16 protein-coding genes and 1 tRNA gene are annotated in these 17,655 nt (G+C 71.0%); 11 read left to right on the forward strand and 6 right to left on the reverse strand.

Annotated features, from left to right (window positions below; genetic code table 11):
- The first annotated feature begins 335 nt into the window (after positions 1-335).
- From ACIPSA_RS05495 to ACIPSA_RS05510, 4 genes are all read left to right on the forward strand, one after another.
- Entirely contained in the window at positions 336-593 is a 258-nt protein-coding gene (locus ACIPSA_RS05495) for a hypothetical protein (protein ID WP_402628914.1), read from the forward strand.
- Positions 594-972: 379 nt separating this feature from the next.
- Positions 973-2,211 carry a helix-turn-helix domain-containing protein gene (locus ACIPSA_RS05500; RefSeq protein ID WP_402628915.1) on the forward strand — a complete coding sequence of 413 codons (1,239 nt, stop codon included), beginning with the start codon at positions 973-975 and terminating at the stop codon, positions 2,209-2,211.
- Between the two features lie 165 nt (positions 2,212-2,376).
- The gene (gene orn, locus ACIPSA_RS05505) at positions 2,377-2,985 is read left to right on the forward strand and encodes an oligoribonuclease (RefSeq protein ID WP_402628917.1); all 609 of its coding nucleotides are present in this window, start codon (positions 2,377-2,379) and stop codon (positions 2,983-2,985) included.
- Between the two features lie 108 nt (positions 2,986-3,093).
- Positions 3,094-3,166 (forward strand) — tRNA-His (locus tag ACIPSA_RS05510).
- A gap of 98 nt (positions 3,167-3,264) precedes the next feature.
- On the opposite strand, the gene ACIPSA_RS05515 is transcribed toward ACIPSA_RS05510, so the two are convergent.
- Positions 3,265-4,320 carry a LacI family DNA-binding transcriptional regulator gene (locus tag ACIPSA_RS05515; protein ID WP_402628920.1) on the reverse strand — a complete coding sequence of 352 codons (1,056 nt, stop codon included), beginning with the start codon at positions 4,318-4,320 and terminating at the stop codon, positions 3,265-3,267.
- A 313-nt stretch (positions 4,321-4,633) separates the two neighbouring features.
- Between ACIPSA_RS05515 and ACIPSA_RS05520 the strand changes: the two genes are divergently transcribed.
- The 4 genes from ACIPSA_RS05520 to ACIPSA_RS05535 all read left to right on the forward strand — a co-directional run bounded on the left by ACIPSA_RS05520 (position 4,634) and on the right by ACIPSA_RS05535 (position 9,421).
- Positions 4,634-5,962, forward strand: coding sequence for an ABC transporter substrate-binding protein (locus ACIPSA_RS05520; RefSeq protein ID WP_402628921.1), 1,329 nt, complete (start codon positions 4,634-4,636; stop codon positions 5,960-5,962).
- Positions 5,959-6,984 carry a carbohydrate ABC transporter permease gene (locus tag ACIPSA_RS05525; RefSeq protein ID WP_402628923.1) on the forward strand — a complete coding sequence of 342 codons (1,026 nt, stop codon included), beginning with the start codon at positions 5,959-5,961 and terminating at the stop codon, positions 6,982-6,984. Before ACIPSA_RS05520 ends, ACIPSA_RS05525 begins: the two co-directional genes overlap by 4 nt.
- Complete coding sequence (locus ACIPSA_RS05530) at positions 6,981-7,874, forward strand: carbohydrate ABC transporter permease (protein WP_402628925.1); 894 nt, start codon at positions 6,981-6,983, stop codon at positions 7,872-7,874. Before ACIPSA_RS05525 ends, ACIPSA_RS05530 begins: the two co-directional genes overlap by 4 nt.
- 119 nt (positions 7,875-7,993) lie before the next feature.
- The gene (locus ACIPSA_RS05535; protein WP_402628927.1) at positions 7,994-9,421 is read left to right on the forward strand and encodes a GH1 family beta-glucosidase; all 1,428 of its coding nucleotides are present in this window, start codon (positions 7,994-7,996) and stop codon (positions 9,419-9,421) included.
- A gap of 105 nt (positions 9,422-9,526) precedes the next feature.
- Here the strand turns inward: ACIPSA_RS05535 and ACIPSA_RS05540 are convergent, their stop codons facing one another.
- The 3 genes from ACIPSA_RS05540 to ACIPSA_RS05550 all read right to left on the reverse strand — a co-directional run bounded on the left by ACIPSA_RS05540 (position 9,527) and on the right by ACIPSA_RS05550 (position 13,222).
- Complete coding sequence (locus ACIPSA_RS05540) at positions 9,527-11,005, reverse strand: cellulose binding domain-containing protein (protein WP_402628929.1); 1,479 nt, start codon at positions 11,003-11,005, stop codon at positions 9,527-9,529.
- 109 nt (positions 11,006-11,114) lie between these two features.
- A complete protein-coding gene (locus ACIPSA_RS05545; RefSeq protein WP_402628931.1) occupies positions 11,115-12,518 on the reverse strand; it encodes a sensor histidine kinase in 1,404 nt (467 codons plus the stop codon).
- Positions 12,515-13,222 (reverse strand): response regulator transcription factor, encoded by a 708-nt coding sequence (locus ACIPSA_RS05550; protein WP_402628932.1) that lies wholly within the window; start codon positions 13,220-13,222, stop codon positions 12,515-12,517. The genes ACIPSA_RS05545 and ACIPSA_RS05550 overlap by 4 nt, the downstream gene beginning before the upstream one ends.
- Before the next feature lie 99 nt (positions 13,223-13,321).
- Between ACIPSA_RS05550 and ACIPSA_RS05555 the strand changes: the two genes are divergently transcribed.
- The 3 genes from ACIPSA_RS05555 (at position 13,322) to ACIPSA_RS05565 (ending at position 16,114) form a co-directional block, all read left to right on the forward strand.
- Positions 13,322-13,834, forward strand: a complete 513-nt coding sequence (locus ACIPSA_RS05555) for a hypothetical protein (RefSeq protein WP_402628933.1) — start codon at positions 13,322-13,324, stop codon at positions 13,832-13,834.
- A 115-nt stretch (positions 13,835-13,949) separates the two neighbouring features.
- A complete protein-coding gene (locus tag ACIPSA_RS05560; RefSeq protein WP_402628935.1) occupies positions 13,950-15,509 on the forward strand; it encodes an MFS transporter in 1,560 nt (519 codons plus the stop codon).
- Positions 15,506-16,114: a TetR family transcriptional regulator gene (locus ACIPSA_RS05565; RefSeq protein WP_402628936.1), complete on the forward strand. Its 609-nt coding sequence runs from the start codon at positions 15,506-15,508 to the stop codon at positions 16,112-16,114. The genes ACIPSA_RS05560 and ACIPSA_RS05565 overlap by 4 nt, the downstream gene beginning before the upstream one ends.
- A gap of 7 nt (positions 16,115-16,121) precedes the next feature.
- Here the strand turns inward: ACIPSA_RS05565 and ACIPSA_RS05570 are convergent, their stop codons facing one another.
- Complete coding sequence (locus tag ACIPSA_RS05570; protein ID WP_402628938.1) at positions 16,122-16,991, reverse strand: spermidine synthase; 870 nt, start codon at positions 16,989-16,991, stop codon at positions 16,122-16,124.
- A gap of 44 nt (positions 16,992-17,035) precedes the next feature.
- Positions 17,036-17,455 (reverse strand): hypothetical protein, encoded by a 420-nt coding sequence (locus ACIPSA_RS05575; protein ID WP_402628940.1) that lies wholly within the window; start codon positions 17,453-17,455, stop codon positions 17,036-17,038.
- Between the last annotated feature and the right edge of the window lie 200 nt (positions 17,456-17,655).

Consider the following 17,655-nt stretch of genomic DNA (forward strand, 5'->3'; position numbering starts at 1 on the left):
AGATCCTCGTGGGTGGGACGACAGTGTGCGACGGAGCTGTGTCCGGGAAACATCTTCCCAACCCCATACCCCCAAGGGTACGGCGGCACGCCTCCTTAGCCCAGATCCCGTGCACGCTCCGTAGGGGATGTCTCGAAGCCCCGTAGGGGTTCCCCGGAGCATGCACGAGCCGCGCCCGTAACGCAATGGTTGCTGCCCCGTACAGGCGGTTTGCACAGCATTCAAACAACTGCGCCACGCCCGGCGGGGGCGCACAGTGACCGACTGATCGAACACGCGTTGAACGCGGTGAGCCACCGCCCGGGGGCGCCCCGGGGAGTCACAGGGAGAGCGACATGTCCGGACCGCGATCCACCACCGAACCGCGTCCCACCCCGGGCACCGTGAGCGAGCTGGTCCGCTGGGCGGCCTTCAGCTGCGTCCTCGTCCCGGTGGTCCTCCTCTGGTACGGCACCTCGCTCGCCGGTGCCGCCGGCACCGCGCTCGGCCTCGCCGCCGTCACCGGCGCCTGCCGCCTCCTGCTGCGCCGCTCCGAGCGCTGTGCGGCTCAAAGAGGCGGACGTCACACCAAGGCCAATACACCGGTCGACTGACCGGTTTCCGCGCACACGGACGTATCTTTTCAGCCAACTTCCAGGCGCCGTGCAGGACATACCCCAACCACCCCCCAACCCCCGTTCCACCTGCACGGAAAGGCCCCAGGAGGCCCTGCGCACCCTACGCGGTTTGGCCACTACGACGAGGCGCACTTCCCCGCACGGCCCACGAGTGCAACGCTTCGTGATCGAATGCTTCACGCCAAGTTGTCATGTCGACAATGTGCAGAGTGTCTATCCGGTCACCGCGACTCCGCGGTACCCAGTAGATTCGATCTTGACTTTCTTTACGGCGGGGGACTCGTGCAGGACCGAGGGGAAACGTGCAGGAGCGACACAACCGAGGAGCCGCGACCACCGAGGGGGGCTTAGCAGGATGAGCCACGACTCCACTGCCGCGCCGGAAGCCGCGGCCCGGAAACTCTCCGGGCGACGCCGCAAGGAGATCGTCGCGGTGCTGCTGTTCAGCGGCGGCCCCATTTTCGAGAGTTCCATACCACTGTCGGTGTTCGGTATCGACCGCCAGGACGCCGGGGTGCCGCGCTACCGACTGCTGGTGTGCGGCGGCGAGGAAGGCCCACTGCGGACCACAGGGGGCCTCGAACTCACCGCGCCGCATGGCCTGGAGGCGATCTCACGGGCGGGCACCGTCGTCGTGCCGGCCTGGCGCTCGATCACCTCTCCTCCGCCGGAGGAGGCGCTGGACGCGCTGCGCCGGGCGCACGAGGAGGGGGCCCGCATCGTCGGGCTGTGCACGGGCGCCTTCGTGCTGGCCGCGGCCGGACTGCTGGACAGCCGCCCGGCGACCACGCACTGGATGTACGCACCGACGCTGGCGAAGCGCTACCCGTCGGTGCACGTGGATCCGCGCGAGCTGTTCGTCGACGACGGGGACGTACTGACGTCGGCGGGCACCGCGGCCGGGATCGACCTGTGTCTGCACATCGTGCGGACGGACCACGGCAACGAGGCGGCCGGTGCGCTGGCCCGCCGGCTGGTGGTCCCGCCGCGCCGGAGCGGCGGTCAGGAGCGCTACCTCGATCGGTCTTTACCAGAGGAGATCGGCGCCGACCCGCTCGCGGAGGTCGTCGCCTGGGCGCTGGAACACCTGCACGAGCAGTTCGACGTGGAGACGCTGGCCGCGCGCGCGTACATGAGCCGGCGGACCTTCGACCGCCGCTTCCGCTCGCTGACCGGCAGCGCCCCGCTCCAGTGGCTGATCACCCAGCGGGTGCTGCAGGCCCAGCGCCTGCTGGAGACGTCGGACTACTCGGTGGACGAGGTCGCGGGCCGCTGCGGCTTCCGCTCGCCGGTGGCCCTGCGCGGCCACTTCCGCCGCCAGCTGGGCTCGTCCCCCGCGGCCTACCGCGCCGCGTACCGGGCGCGCCGGCCGCAGGGCGAGAAGCCGGGCGACGCGGAGGCCGCGATGGCTCCGGCCGGACCGGCGGGCGGGCTGTCCGGGCCGGTGGGACAGGTGCCGGCCCTGCTGCACCCGGAGGGTGCGGTGCCGATGCAGACCCGGCGTACGGCCACGGTGGGCCTTTCCGCGGACCATGCCCGGGAGGCGTACGCGACCAGCCGCGCGAGCCTGCCGGGACCGCGGAGCGGTAGCTAGCCGAGAGGAGGAGGGGTGGGGGGGGGGGGCCCCCCCCCCCCCCCCCCGGGGGGGGCGCGGGGGCCCCCCCCCCCCCCCCCACCCCTCCTCCTCTTGTCCGTCTCTTCTCACAAGGTCACGGCACGATCGGTCCAGCAGACGGCGGCGCGCCGTAAGGTTAGACACATGAACGATCGCATGGTGTGGATCGACTGCGAGATGACCGGTCTCTCGCTGTCCGACGACGCGCTCATCGAGGTGGCCGCGCTGGTCACCGACTCCGAGCTGAACGTACTCGGCGAAGGGGTGGACATCGTGATCCGCCCGCCCGCCAAGGCCCTGGAGACCATGCCGGACGTGGTGCGCCAGATGCACACTGCCTCCGGCCTGCTCGACGAACTGGCCGGCGGCACGACGCTGGTCGAGGCCGAGGAGCAGGTCCTGGCCTATGTACGCGAGCATGTCAAGGAACCCGGCAAGGCTCCGCTGTGCGGCAACTCCGTCGGCACGGACCGCGGCTTCCTGCTGCGGGACATGCCCACGCTGGAGGACTACCTCCACTACCGGATCGTCGACGTGTCCAGCATCAAGGAGCTCGCCCGCCGCTGGTACCCGCGCGCCTACTTCAACAGTCCCGAGAAGAACGGCAACCACCGCGCGCTCGCCGACATCCGCGAGTCCATCGCGGAGCTCAGGTACTACCGGGAGGCCATCTTCGTGCCGCAGCCCGGCCCGGACTCGGACACCGCGAAGGCGATCGCCAGCAAGCACGTCCTGCCTGCTCAGCAGGCGTAACGGCGGCCCGCGCGGGGCCACTGAGAAAGCCGTGCGCGAGCACCCCTTCGGACCCTGTACACTTTTTCTCGGCCGGTAGGGGAAACCACCAAGTCACCACCGGTCGTGGTGGGTGTAGCTCAGCTGGTAGAGCACCTGGTTGTGGTCCAGGATGTCGCGGGTTCGAGTCCCGTCACTCACCCTGAACGATCAAGGGCTGGCCTGTGAGAGCAGGCCAGCCCTTAGTCGTTCCCGATCCCACGGGAACAGCACGGGAGCAGTACGGGAACCCCGGCCCGCTCAGGACGACGTACGCGCCACCAGCTCCGCCGACAGCACCAGGTGCCGGCGCTCCAGCCCCCGGGACGCGGCCGGGCGGCGGTCGGCGATCTCCGCCAGAAGCAGGTCGAGCATCGCGCGGCCCATCTCCTCGATGGGCTGGCGGACGCTGGTCAGGGGCGGGTCCATGTGGCGGGCGATGGCCGAGTCGTCGTAGCCGACCAGGGCCACGTCGTCGGGGATGCGGCGGCCCGTCTCGCGCAGCACCTGGCGGGCACCGGCGGCCATCACGTCCGAGCCGGCGAAGACCGCGTCCAGGCCGGGGCGGCGTTCGAGCAGCGTCGCCATCGCCTGCCGGCCGCCCTCCTCGGTGAAGTCGCCGGGCTCGATGAGCAGTTCGTCGACCTCGTGGCCCGCGTCGCGCAGGGCGTCGCGGTAGCCGTCGACGCGCCGCTGGGCGCCGTACACGTCGAGGCGGCCGGTGATGTGGGCGATCGTGCGGCGACCGCGGGTGAGCAGGTGCTCGACGGCCGCGCGGCCGCCGCCGTAGTTGTCCGAGTCGACCGACGTCAGCGTCTCCTCGGCCGAGCGGGGGCCGCTGATCACCGCCGGGATCTCCAGCTGCGACAGCAGGTCGGGAAGCGGGTCGTCCGCGTGGACCGAGACCAGCAGGACACCGTCCACCCGGTGCGCGGCCAGGTACTGCGCGAGCCGCTGCCGCTCCCGGTCGCTCCCGGCGAAGATCAGCAGCAACTGCATCTCGGTGTCGGACAGTTCGGCGCCGACACCACGGAGCATGTCCGAGAAGTACGGCTCCGCGAAGAACCGGGTCTCCGGCTCGGGGACCACCAGGGCGATCGCGTCCGTGCGGTTGGCGGCCAGGGCGCGGGCCGCGGTGTTCGGGACGTAACCGAGCTCCGCGACCGCCGCCTCTACGGCCGCGCGGGTCGCGTCGCTGACCCGGGGAGAGCCGTTGATCACCCGGGAGACCGTGCCGCGGCCGACACCGGCGCGGGCGGCGACCTCTTCGAGGGTGGGCCGACCACCGCTGCGCCCCCGCGTTCCGTGGCTTGCCATGGGCTCCGCCTCCCTCGACCGTTCATGTGGCTGGCCTGGAATCTAACAGTCCCACCCGGACAGTGATCGCCGCTCGGTCACCACCTCCGCGTCAGCTAACAGGCCGATAACCGAACGCATCTCGCCGCGCTCCCTCCCTTGACACCCCCGCTGGAACCGACGACCCTTCAACACATCACCCGTGGGAGCGCTCCCACGGTACCTGACACATACACATCCCGCACGTTCCCCGCCCGAGCCGCAGCGAGTACGAACGGGCCCAACCAGTGCAGTTGGCCGGGGGGTCGGCACGTCAGGCAACAGGAGGACGCACATGCGCACGAGCATTGGACGGTCCCGCAGGCTGGTGGCCTTCGCGGCCGTCGCCGCGCTGGCCACGGGGCTGCTGGCCGGCTGCTCCAAGGACTCGGACGACGGGTCGTCGAACTCGGACGGCGGCAACGGCAGCGGCAAGGGCAAGACCACGCTGACCATCGGGACCTTCGGCGTCTTCGGCTACAAGCAGGCCGGCCTCTACGACGAGTACATGAAGCTCCACCCGGACATCAACATCAAGGAGAACGTCACCACGCGCACCGACGTCTACTGGCCCAAGGTGCTCACCCGGCTGCAGGCCGGCTCCGGCGCCGACGACATCCAGGCCATCGAGGTCGGCAACGTCACCGAGGCCGTGCAGACGCAGGCCGACAAGTTCGTGGACCTCGGCAAGGAGGTCGACAAGTCCCAGTGGCTGGACTGGAAGCTCGCCCAGGCCACCACCAAGGACGGCAAGACGATCGGGCTGGGCACGGACATCGGCCCGATGGCGATCTGCTACCGCAAGGACCTGTTCAAGAAGGCCGGACTGGAGACGGACCGGACCAAGCTCGCCGCGCAGTGGAAGGGCGACTGGGCCAAGTACGTCGATCTCGGCAAGCAGTACATGAAGAAGGCGCCGAGCGGCACCAAGTTCGTGGACTCCGCCGCCTCGGTCTACAACGCGGCCCTCGGCGGCGCGGACGAGCGCAACTACGACAAGGACGGCAATGTCGTCTGGGACAAGTCGCCGGGCGTGAAGTCGTCCTGGGACGTCGCGATGACCGTGGCGACCAGCAACATGTCGGCGAAGCTGAAGCAGTTCGACAAGCCGTGGGACCAGGGCTTCGCCAACGGGACCTTCGCGACGGTGGCCTGCCCGGCGTGGATGATCGGCTACATCGAGCAGAAGTCCGGCGACTCCGGCAAGGGCAAGTGGGACGTGGCGGCCGCGCCGACCGCGGCCAACTGGGGCGGTTCCTTCCTCGGCGTGCCGACCGCGGGCAAGCACCAGAAGGAGGCCATCGCCCTGGCGAAGTGGCTGACCGCGCCCGAGCAGCAGGCGAAGGTCTTCGCCAAGCAGGCCAGCTTCCCCTCGACCCCGTCGGCGTACGCGAACCTGAAGCCGGCGGCGGACACCACGGCGTACTTCTCCGGCGCGCCGATCACCCAGATCTTCTCCGACTCGGCGAAGACCATCCCGAGCCAGCCCCTCGGCCCGAAGGACAAGCCGATCGACACCGCGATCACCGACATCGGCATCCTCCAGGTCGAGCAGAAGGGCAAGTCCCCGGCGCAGGGCTGGGACGCGGCCGGCAAGGAGATCAAGGACGTGCTCGGCCAGTGACCAGCTCCAAGCAGGCTCTCGCGCAGCCCGCGTCGAGCGCCGACGCCGCGCCCGGCTCCCAGCCGGGCGCGGCCCGGGGCGCTCACGGTCGCGGCACACCGGCGGGCGCCGACTCCTGGCGCAGCCGGCTGTACCGCTGGGACATGAAGGCGTCCCCCTACGCGTTCGTCGCCCCCTTCTTCGTCCTCTTCGGGGCCTTCTCACTGGTACCGCTGCTGTACACGGCCTGGTACTCGCTGCACCACGTGCAGCTGACGTCGCTGGACCACCAGACCTGGGCGGGCCTGGACAACTACAAGAACCTGTTGTCCTCGGACTTCTTCTGGAACGCCCTGAAGAACACCTTCACCATCGGGCTGATCTCGACGGTGCCGCAGCTGCTGGCGGCGCTCGGACTCGCCCATCTGCTCAACTACAAGTTGCGTGGCTCCACGGTGTGGCGCGTGGTGATGCTCACCCCGTACGCCACCTCGGTGGCGGCGGCGACGCTGGTGTTCACGCTGCTGTACTCGTGGGACGGCGGCATGGTCAACTGGATCCTGCACTTCGTCGGGGTGGATCCGGTCAACTGGCGGGAAGCGGACTGGGGTTCCCAGTTCGCGGTCTCCACGATCGTGATCTGGCGGTGGACCGGCTACAACGCGCTGATCTACCTGGCGGCGATGCAGGCGATCCCGGCCGACCTGTACGAATCGGCGGCGCTGGACGGCGCCAACCGCTGGCAGCAGTTCCGGCACGTGACGATTCCGCAGCTCAGGCCGACGATCCTGTTCACCGTGGTGGTCTCCACCATCGGCGCCACCCAGCTGTTCGGCGAGGTGCTGCTGTTCGGCGGTGTCAGCGGTTCCAAGGGCGGTTCCGAGCACCAGTACCAGACCCTCGGCCTGTACATGTACGACCAGGGCTGGATCATCGGCAACCTCGGCAAGGCGTCCGCGATCGCCTGGTCGATGTTCCTGATCCTTCTGATCGTCGCCGCGGTCAACCTGCTGCTCACCCGATGGCTGAGGAAGTCCCAATGACGACCAGTGAACTGACGCTGCCCCAGGCCCCGAAGGCCCGGGCCGGCCGCCGCCGGGTGATGGGTGCGGGCAGGCAGATGCACGCGGGCCCGGTCACCTACGTCGTTCTGACCGTCTTCGCGCTGGTCTCGCTGGCCCCACTGGTGTGGACGGCCGTGGCGGCCTCCCGCACGGACCGCAGGCTGGCGCAGACCCCGCCGCCGCTGTGGTTCGGCGGGAACCTGTTCAAGAACATGGAGGCCGCCTGGGACCAGGCGGGGCTCGGCACCGCGATGCTCAACTCCACGTTCGTCGCGGGCGCGATCACCGTCAGCACGGTCCTGTTCGCCACCCTGGCCGGGTTCGCCTTCGCCAAGCTGCGGTTCCGGTTCTCGAACATCCTGCTGCTGCTGACCATCGGCACGATGATGATCCCGCCGCAGCTGGCCGTCGTACCGCTGTACCTGTGGATGGCGGACCTCGGTTGGTCGAACCAGTTGCAGACGGTCATCCTGCCCAGCCTGGTGACCGCGTTCGGCACCTTCTTCATGCGGCAGTACCTGGTGCAGGCGCTGCCGTCCGAACTGATCGAGGCCGCCCGGGTGGACGGGGCGAGCAGTCTGCGGATCGTGTGGCATGTGGTGTTCCCGGCGGCCCGGCCCGCGATGGCCGTGCTCGGCCTGCTGACCTTCGTGTTCGCCTGGAACGACTTCCTGTGGCCGATCATCGCCCTGAACCAGCAGAACCCGACCGTGCAGGTCGCGCTCAACTCGCTCGGCACCGGCTATGTCCCGGACCAAGCGGTGATCATGGCCGGCGCGCTGCTCGGCACGCTGCCGCTGCTCATAGCCTTCCTCCTGTTCGGCAAGCAGATCGTGGGCGGAATCATGCAGGGCGCGATCAAGGGCTGATCCCCGTCAGCGCCGCACACAAGGCCCTCGGGGCCGGGCCACCGCCGCCCCGGCCCCGGTCCCTTCCCCCGCTCGCCACTCACCCGTCGGTCCACACGACCCTTCATGGGAGCGCTTCCATGCCTGAACCCGTTACCTCCGTGATCTTTCCCCCCTCCTTCCTCTGGGGCGCCGCCACCTCCGCCTACCAGATCGAGGGGGCCGTCCGGGAGGGCGGCCGCACCCCTTCGATCTGGGACACCTTCAGCCATACGCCGGGCAGGACGGCCGGTGGCGAGACCGGTGACATCGCTGTCGACCACTACCACCGCTACCGCGACGACGTGGCGCTGATGGCGGAGCTGGGCCTGAACGCGTACCGGTTCTCGGTCTCCTGGTCGCGGGTGCAGCCCACGGGCCGGGGCCCGGCGGTCCAGGTGGGCCTGGACTTCTACCGGCGCCTGGTGGACGAGCTCCTCGCCCACGGCATCCGGCCCGCGATCACCCTCTACCACTGGGACCTGCCGCAGGAGCTGGAGGAGGCGGGCGGCTGGCCGGAGCGGGACACCGCGTTCCGCTTCGCCGAGTACGCGCACATCGTCGGCGAGGCGCTCGGCGACCGGGTGGAGCAGTGGATCACGCTCAACGAGCCGTGGTGCAGCGCCTTCCTGGGCTACGGCTCGGGTGTGCACGCCCCCGGCCGTACCGACCCGGTGGCCTCGCTGCGGGCCGCCCACCACCTCAACCTGGCGCACGGGCTGGGCGCTTCGGCGCTGCGCACGGCCATGCCGGCCCGCAACTCGGTCGCGATCAGCCTCAACTCCTCGGTGGTGCGCCCGTATTCGCAGGACCCGGCGGACCTGGCGGCCGCCCGCAGGATCGACGACCTCGCCAACGGTGTCTTCCACGGCCCGCTGTTGCACGGCGCGTACCCGGAGTCGCTCTTCGAGGCGACGGCCTCGCTCACCGACTGGTCGTACGTGCGCGACGGCGACCTGCAGACGATCAACCAGCCGCTGGACGCGCTGGGCCTGAACTACTACACGCCGACGCTGGTCTCGTCGGCCGAGTCGGCGGTCTCCGGCCCGCGCGCGGACGGCCACGGGGCGAGCGACCACTCCCCCTGGCCGGGCGCGGACGACGTGGCCTTCCTGCAGACGCCCGGCGAGCGCACGGAGATGGGCTGGACGATCGACCCGACGGGCCTGCACGACCTGATCATGCGGTACACGAGGGAGGCACCCGGCCTCCCGCTGTACGTGACGGAGAACGGCGCGGCGTACGACGACAAGCCCGACCCGGACGGCCGCGTCCACGACCCGGAGCGCATCGCCTACCTGCACGGCCACCTGTCGGCGGTCCGGCGGGCCATCACGGACGGCGCGGACGTGCGCGGCTACTACCTGTGGTCCCTGATGGACAACTTCGAGTGGGCGTACGGCTACGGCAAGCGCTTCGGCGCGGTGTACGTGGACTACGCGACCTTGGCACGGACGCCGAAGTCGAGCGCGCGGTGGTACGCACGGGCGGCGCGGACGGGCTCGCTGCCGCCGGTGGAAACCCCCTGACCTTCCGATCGGGGGACGGGGCGCGGCACGAGGAGGGGATGTGCCGCGCCCCGCACGCTTCGGCGACATGGAAGTTCCGGCCGGAGCGTGCGGGCGCCGGCCGGGTCAGCCGATCGCGTCGAACGCCTTCGAGAAGGCGAACCTGTCCTGGGTGATCGAGCTGCATGTGGCGTCGGCGGTGGGCTTGGTGCCGCCGTCGCACTGCTTGTCGCGGGTCGCCGACCACATCGACAGCCCGCCGATGCCCTTGGACTTGGCGAAGTTCACCAGTTGGGTGGCGTCGTCGACCTTGAAGACCTCGGCGGAGACGTCGTTGACGCCGATCATCGGGGTGACGGCGACCGCCTTCCAGGCCGCGCTGTCGGACAGGCCCAGCACGCTCTTGACCTGGGCCTGGGTGGCGGTGGCGGCCTGTTCGGCGTAGGTGCCCATGTCACCGTTGTAGGCGGGGCCGTAGTCCATCGCCATGATGTTGACCGTGCTGGTCTTCACGCCGTTGGACTTGGCGTCGGAAAGGAGGTTCACGCCGTCCTGGGTGAGGCCCTCGGGCATCACGGGGAGGGTGAAGGAGACGTCCAGGTTCGGGTGCTGGGCCTGGAGCTTCGCTATCGCCTTGGCGCGCAGGGTGTTCGCCGCCGTGTTGGGCAGCGCGCCGCCCTCCACGTCGAAGTCGACCTTGGTGAGCTTGAACTGGTCCACGGCCTTGCCGTACGCCGTCGCCAGCGCGTCCGCCGAGGAGCAGGTCGTGGCCAGTTCGGAGCCGGACGCGCCGCCGAAGGAGACGCGGACGTCACCGCCCTTGGCGCGCAGGGCGCCGATCTGGGAGGCCACGCCGTCGCTCGCCAGGTCCGTCACCCCGCCCCACTTGGGTGTGCAGCCGCCGCCGTCCGTGACGAAGGCGAGGTTGTAGTCCTTCACGCCGGTCGCGTTCGCGCTCGCGACCAGGTCGAAGGCCGGGTAGAGGGAGGTGTCGACGTAGGGGGCGAAGCCGGCGGAGGCGGGCGTGCCGGTGCCGGTGCTCTGGGACGGGGAGGCGGTGGCCGTCGGGGTCTGGGTCGGCGTCGGCTTCTGGGTGGGGGTCGGGGTCGCGCTGAGGGTCGGGGTCGGGGTGGGAGTCGCCGACTGTGTCGGGCGGCCGCTCGGCTCGGGCGTCGCGGTGTCGTCGGCGGAACACTTCGCGTTGTCGATACGGCAACCGGTCGGGTCGCCCGTGCCGTTCACCACGAAGCCGACGGTGACCGACTTGCCGGGCGCCAGTCCGTCCTTGTCCCACTTGGCGGGCTTCACGGTGACGTGCCGTCCGCTCACGCTCGACTCGGCGTTCCAGAGGGAGCTGAGCTTCCCGCCGGCCGGCAGGTCGAACTCCAGCGTCCAGTCCTTCTCGGTCTGGCCGCTGTTGTTGGTCACGACGTACTGCGCGGTGTAACCCGTCGCCCAGTCGCTGGTCTTGGTGTACGCGGCGTCGACACCGGCGGCCTGCGCGATGCCGCTGAACATGATCGCTCCACCGCCGACCACGGCCGCGGCGACGAGGCCGCCGATCACCTTGTTCCTGCCACTGATCCTGCGCCGGTGCGTGCTCATCGCTGGTGCCTGCCTTCGCTGTCAACGGGGTGGGGTGCGCAGCACGCTAGCGACAGGGATTCAGACAAACGGCTTGATAAGGACGGTCGTTGAAGATCTTAGGGTGCGCTTAAGGAAGGGATCGGGAGCGGTTAAAGGTAGAGACCAATCTGCCGACCCTGCGGCGGCGCACGGCCCCCCGGTGCCCCCTGCGTACCGGTTCCCGCCCGTCCAGCTGGATCCAGATCCGCACCTCGGTGCCGCCGAGGACCGACGAGCCGATCCGCACGTCCCCGCCCGTGGATTCGGCGAGCCGGCGCACGATGTCCAGGCCGAGCCCGGTCGAGCCGTCGTTGCCCGAGCCGCGGCCGCGGGCCATCGCCGCCACGGGGTCGGATATGCCGGGGCCCGCGTCCGAGACCAGCACGATCACCGCGTCCTCCCCGTTGTGCACGTCCACCGCGAAGGCCGTGCCCTCGGCGGTGTGCCGGAAGACGTTGCCGAGCAGCGCGTCGAGCGCGGCGGCCAGGTCGGCGCGGGCCACGGGTATGCGCACCGGCCGCTCCACTCCGGCCAGCCGCCACTTGCGGCCCTCGTCCTCGGCGAGCGCGGACCAGAAGCCCATCCGCTCCCGGACCACTTCGGCGGCATCGCACCCGGCGCCCGGCCCGGCCGCGGCCGTCTGCGGCTTGGCCTCCCGCGCGGTACGGATGATGGTGTCCACCTCGCGCTCCAGCTGGGCGACGGCGGCCCGGGTCTGCTCGGCGGCCGTTCCGTCGCCGAGCGAGGCCGCGTTCAGACGCAGGACGGTGAGCGGGGTGCGCAGCCGGTGGGACAGGTCCGCCGCCAGCTCACGCTCGTTCGCCAGGAGCTGTACGACCTGGTCGGCCATGGAGTTGAACGCCACCGCCGCCAGCCGCAGTTCGTTGGGCCCCTCCTCCGGCACCCTCGCCCCCAGCTTCCCCTCCCCCAGTTCGTGCGCGCCCTCGACCAGCCGCTGCGCGGGCTGCACCATCCGTACGCCCAGCCGGTCGGCGACCGCGACGGAGCCGACGACCAGCGCGGCGCCGACGGCGGCGAGGACCGCCCAGGCCATGCCGACGCCGTTGCTGACCGCGGCCTCGGGGACGTACACCTCGACGACGGCGATCGCTCCGGAGCTGAGCGCGACCGGCTGGAGCAGCGTGGAGCCGCCGGGCACCTCGGTGGTGGAGGCGCGGCCCAGTCTGCGCACGGTCGCGATGTCCCGGTCCGCGGCCCGCTGCCGGCCGATGTCCACGGCCGCCGCCGCGTCCACGGCCGGTATGTGCACGGCCATCCCGGAGTCCACGCCGGCCGAGGCGACCACCCGCTCCAGCTTGTCGCGGTCGGTGGTGATGGACAGCGCGGGGGCGACCGCGGCCGCCTCCCGCTCGGCGTTGGAGAAGGCACGGTCCCGGGCCATCTCCTTGATGACGAGCCCGAGCGGGACGGCGAAGGCGACCACGACCATCGTGGTGACCGCCAGACAGACCTTGACCAGTGCCCATCTCATCGCGCCGGCTCCGCTTCCCCCGGCGGCTCCAGCTTCACGCCGACGCCCCGCAGGGTGTGCAGATAGCGCGGCCGCGCCGCCGTCTCGCCCAACTTCCGGCGCAGCCAGGACAGATGGACGTCGATGGTCTGGTCGTCTCCGTACGACTGCTGCCAGACCTCGGCGAGCAGTTCCTTGCGCGGTACGACGACACCGGGACGGCCGGCCAGGAAGGCGAGGAGGTCGAACTCGCGGCGGGTCAGGTCCAGCCGGATGCCGTCCAGTTCGGCCTGGCGGCGCAGCGGGTCGACGGTCAGACCGCCGACCCGGATGACGGTCGACGGGGGGCTGTCGCCGACGACCGCGCGGGAGCGGCGCAGGACGGCGGCGATGCGGGCCGACAGGTGCTCCACCGAGAACGGCTTGGTGAGGTAGTCGTCCGCCCCGGCGTTCAGCAGCCGGACGACCTCCGTCTCGTCGTCGCGCGCGGTGGCGATGATGACCGGCACGTCCGTGATGCCACGCAGCATCTTCAGGGCCTCGGACCCGTCCAGATCGGGCAGTCCGAGGTCCAGGATGACCACGTCGAAACGGAAATGGGCGACCTCGCGCAGCGCCTCCAGCGCCGTGCCGACGCTGCGCACGGTGTGCGAGGCGTCGGTGAGATGCCGGATGAGCGCCGAGCGTACGAACTGGTCGTCCTCGACGACGAGCACACTTGCCATGCGCCGCACCGTACGCCATGCGGGCGATACCGGTCCGGCGCCTGTGGATAACTCCGACCACGTGCGGCCCGTGGGACGGGTGAGGCAGTATGGCCCGCGATGCTCAGAGGACTTGTACACGTACTGGCTTGGTCGCTCGCCACGGGTGCGGCGGTCACGCTGTCGTGGTGGGGTGTCCATACGGTGATGGCGGGGACGGCGTACGACCCGCCGCGTGCCCTGCCCATCACGGCGGCCGACTCGACGACGCAGGCTTCCAAACCGCTGGCGTCGGCGACGCCCCGGCCGTCGGCCCCTTCGAAGGCTCCGTCCGGCAAGGCGTCCGCGCCCCGCACGCCGGCCCCCTCGCGGACCCCTGCGTCGAGCCCCGCCTCCTCCCCGCCCCCGGCCGTCTCCGGTCAGGTCAAGGGCTACGACACCGTCGGCGGGCGGGTGGTCTTCGACCTGGGGAGCACCAGCGCGACGCTCGTCTCGGCGACCCCGGGCACCGGCTGGTCGATGCAGGTGTGGAAGACGGAGACCTGGATCCGGGTGGAGTTCGGCAGGGGCGCGGACCGGGTGACGGTGTTCTGCACGTGGCACGACGGCCCACCGCATGTGGAGGTGTACTGACAGCGTCCGTCCGGCGGCCACCGGCAGCGGTCAAGTGAAAGACAACTAGATATTGACAGTCGACTCTCATTTGGCGGTAGCCTCTCATTAGGCTGCTTCCACTTGGGAGGTTCACATGTCCGTGCACGACCTGTCCCACTCCCCCCGCCGCTGGCTCGCCCTCGCCGCGCTCACCCTGAGCGTGCTGATCGTCGGCCTCGACGGAACCGTCATCAACGTCGCGCTGCCCACCATCGCGGGCGAACTCCACGCCGACAGCGCGCAGTTGCAGTGGATCGGCGGCGGTTATCTGCTGGCCCTGTCGGTGGCGATGCTCCCGGTCGGCCTGCTCGGCGACCGCTTCGGCCACAAGAAGCTGCTGCTCTTCGGCATCTCGCTGTTCGGTCTCGCCTCGCTGGCCGGCTCCCTGGCCGACTCACCGTCGGCGGTCGTCGCGGCCCGGACCGTCCTCGGCCTCGGAGCCGCCGCGATCATGCCGCTGTCCATGGCGATCCTGCCCCGCGTCTTCGCCAAGGAGGAGCTGCCCAAGGCCATCGCCGTGTGGACCGCGGCCACCGCGCTCGGCATGCCCGTCGGCCCCGTGGTCGGCGGCTGGCTGCTCGACCACTTCTGGTGGGGCTCGGTGTTCCTGTTCAACGTGCCCGTCGCCGCCCTCGCCCTGGTCGCCGGCCTGTGGCTGCTGCCCAAGGACGCCGACCGCGCGAAGGCCACACCCTTCGACACGCTCGGCACCGTCCTGGGCGGCCTCGGCATCACCGCGCTGGTCTACGGCACCATCCTGATCCCCGAGGACGGCTGGAACGGTCCGTCCGTGCTCGCCCCGCTGACCGTCGCGGCCGTCCTGCTCACCTGGTTCGTGCTGCGCGAGCGCCGTCACCCGCACCCCGTCGTCGACCTGTTGCTGTTCACCGACCGCCGCTTCCTGTGGGGCACGCTGATCGCCGTCTTCGTCAACTTCGCGGTGATGGGCATCCTGTTCGTCGTCCCGCAGTACCTGCAGGCCGTCCTCGGTAACGACGCCTTCGGCACCGGGCTGCGCGTCCTGCCCCTGATCGGCGGCCTGATGGCGGCGGCAGCGGCGAGCGAGCCCCTGGTCCTGCGGCTCGGCGCCCGGACAGTCGTACCGGTGGGCCTGCTCGTGCTCGGCGCGGGCGCGCTGCTCGGCGCGACCACCGGCGTCGCGGACGGCTACGGCTTCACGGCACTGTGGCTCGGCCTGACCGGCCTCGGCTTCGGACTCGCGGTCGTGCCCGCCACCAGCCTGGTCATGTCCGCGCTGCCCGAGGACAACACCGGCTCGGGCACCAGCCTCCTGGAGACCGTCCAGCAGCTCGGCGGCGTTCTGGGCGTCGCCAGTCTCGGCAGCCTGCTCAGCTACGGCTACCTGGCCCGCCTGCACACCGGCCGGCTGCCCGCGCCGGCGGCGGACGCGGCCCGCGACTCGGTGTCCGGCGCCGACGCCGTCGCCGCCCGGCTGCACGACACGGGACTGGCCGTCTCCGCGCACGAGTCCTTCGTCCACGGCATGAACCTGGTCCTCACGGCCTGCGGGACGATCGCCCTGCTCGGGGCCGTACTGGCCGCCGTCTTCCTCCCCGGCCGCGCCGCCTGCTCCCGCAGGTGCTCCCGCACGGTGGCCCGGTCGACCGCCCAGCCCGCAGAATCGGTCGCATGACGACGCACGAGACCCCCGCCGCACCCCTCGGCCTGCGCGAGCGCAAGAAGCGGCAGACCCGCGAGCGCATCCGCCGGGAGGCCTACCGCCTCTTCGCCGAGCACGGGTACGAGGCCACCACGGTCGACCAGATCGCGGACGCGGCGGAGGTCTCGCCCAGTACGTTCTTCCGGTACTTCCCCACCAAGGAGGACGTGGTCCTCCAGGACGAGTACGACCCCGCCCTCGCCGCCGCCCTGCGCGACCGCCCGGCCGACGAACCCATCGTCGACGCGGTGCTCAACTCCCTGAAGGGCCCCATGGGAGAGATGCTCCAGCGGGACCGGGACGACCTCCTGCTGCGCACCCGGATCTCCTTCACCGACCCGGCCATCCGCGCCCGCAACGTCGCCGAACAGGAGCGCAGCGAGCGCGCCATCGCCGAGATCATCGCCGAGCGCACCGGCCGGGACGCCTCCGACCTGGAGATCAAGTGCGCGGCCGCCGCGATCGTCGCGGTCTTCACCACGCTGGTACGGCACTGGGTCGAGGGGGACGGGAAGGAGGACCTGGCGGAGCTGTACGAACGTCATCTGCCGCTGCTGTCGCGCGGGTTGAGCTTCTAGAGCCGGGTCAGCGGAACACCGAGGGCGGCGGGGCCGGGGAGGCCACCGCCGCCTCGTCCGTCACGGGTACGGCCCCGCCGGTGAAGTCGGTGAGCGGGCGGCCGTGTTCGAGCCGGCCGGGGTGCGGGTCGGAGGCGGCCCGGCGGGTCAGTTCGGCGACCGGCAGTGGGCGGTCGGAGGCGACGAGGACCGCGTTGCCGAACCGCTTGCCGCGCAGCACGGCCGGGTCGGCGACAAGGGCGAGCTCGGCGAACCGCGCGGCCGCGGTGGCTATCTGGCCGCGCAGGTGGGCGAGCGGCGGCCCGTCGGCGAGGTTGGCGGCGTAGACGCCGGCCGGGTTCAGGGCCCGGCGGACCTCGTCGAGAAACTCGGTCGAGGTGAGGTGGGCGGGCGTGCGGGCCCCGCTGAACACGTCGCAGAGGACCAGGTCCGCCCAGCCGTCCGGCACCTTGGCAAGGCCCTCGCGCGCATCCACCGACCGCACCCGGATCCGGGCGCCCGGGTCCAGCGGCAGCTCCCGGCGCACCAGTTGGACGAGACGCGCATCGCGCTCGACGACCTGCTGGGTGGAGCGGGGGCGGGTGGCGGCGACGTACCGGGCGAGGGTGAACGCGCCACCGCCGAGGTGCACGGCGTGGACGGGTCTGCCGGGCGGGGCGACCAGGTCGATGACATGCCCGAGCCGCCGCTGGTACTCGAAGGAGAGATACGACGGATCGTCGAGGTCGACATGCGACTGCGGGGCGCCGTCGATCAGCAGCGTCCAGGCCCGGCTGCGGTCGGGGTCGGGTATGAGCTGCGCGAGCCCGCCGTCGACGGCCTCCGTGACGGCTTCGACGGCGGCCGGCCTGCGCCGCTGGTTCCTGGACTTCCCCACTCCCCCATTTTCGCAGGCTGCGAAGGGTCCTGCCGCACGGAGCCTCAGCGGCGGCTGTCCGCGGCCTCGATCAGCCGCGCCGCCTCGCCCAGGGCTCTTCGCAGCACCACCGGATCCGTCGCAGGGTCGGCCTCCCCGGGGGGCAGGAGCCAGTCCGACCCCTTCACCGGCGGCTCCGGATTCAGGCTCAGCCCGCGCCCGTTGGTCTCCGTGCACGTGCTCCCGGGGACGTCCCACGCGGCGGCGGTCCCCCGCGGCACAAGGAAGCCGAGTGTGTCGCACCCGTCGTCGTGCAGTACGGGCCCCACCGCGTCCCCGGCCCCCCGCCGCAGGATGTCGACCGCCTCCAGCCCCTGCCGGGCCGGCACCGTCACGAGGTCGCACGCCGTCGCCGGCGGCGCGCAAGGATCGCCGTGCGTACAAGGATCGTTGCTCTGGCTGGTCTGCATCCCGGCCTCCACCACGCAGCCCTCTTGCCGTCCATGACCTCCAACGCGCCACGGCCGTCAACGGCTACGGCACAAGTCAGCCGTAAAGGATGGCAGTTCATGGCAGATCGTGCATGAGATATCCGTTTTGTAGCTAAACACTGCGTGGCGGGTCGGACACAGCAGGTACTTTCTTGCCCGCCGGAACCAGGGTGGCACACGGGCGACTCGCCCCG

It is taken from the genome of Streptomyces sp. NPDC086549 (assembly GCF_044746205.1).
Classification (GTDB): domain Bacteria; phylum Actinomycetota; class Actinomycetes; order Streptomycetales; family Streptomycetaceae; genus Streptomyces.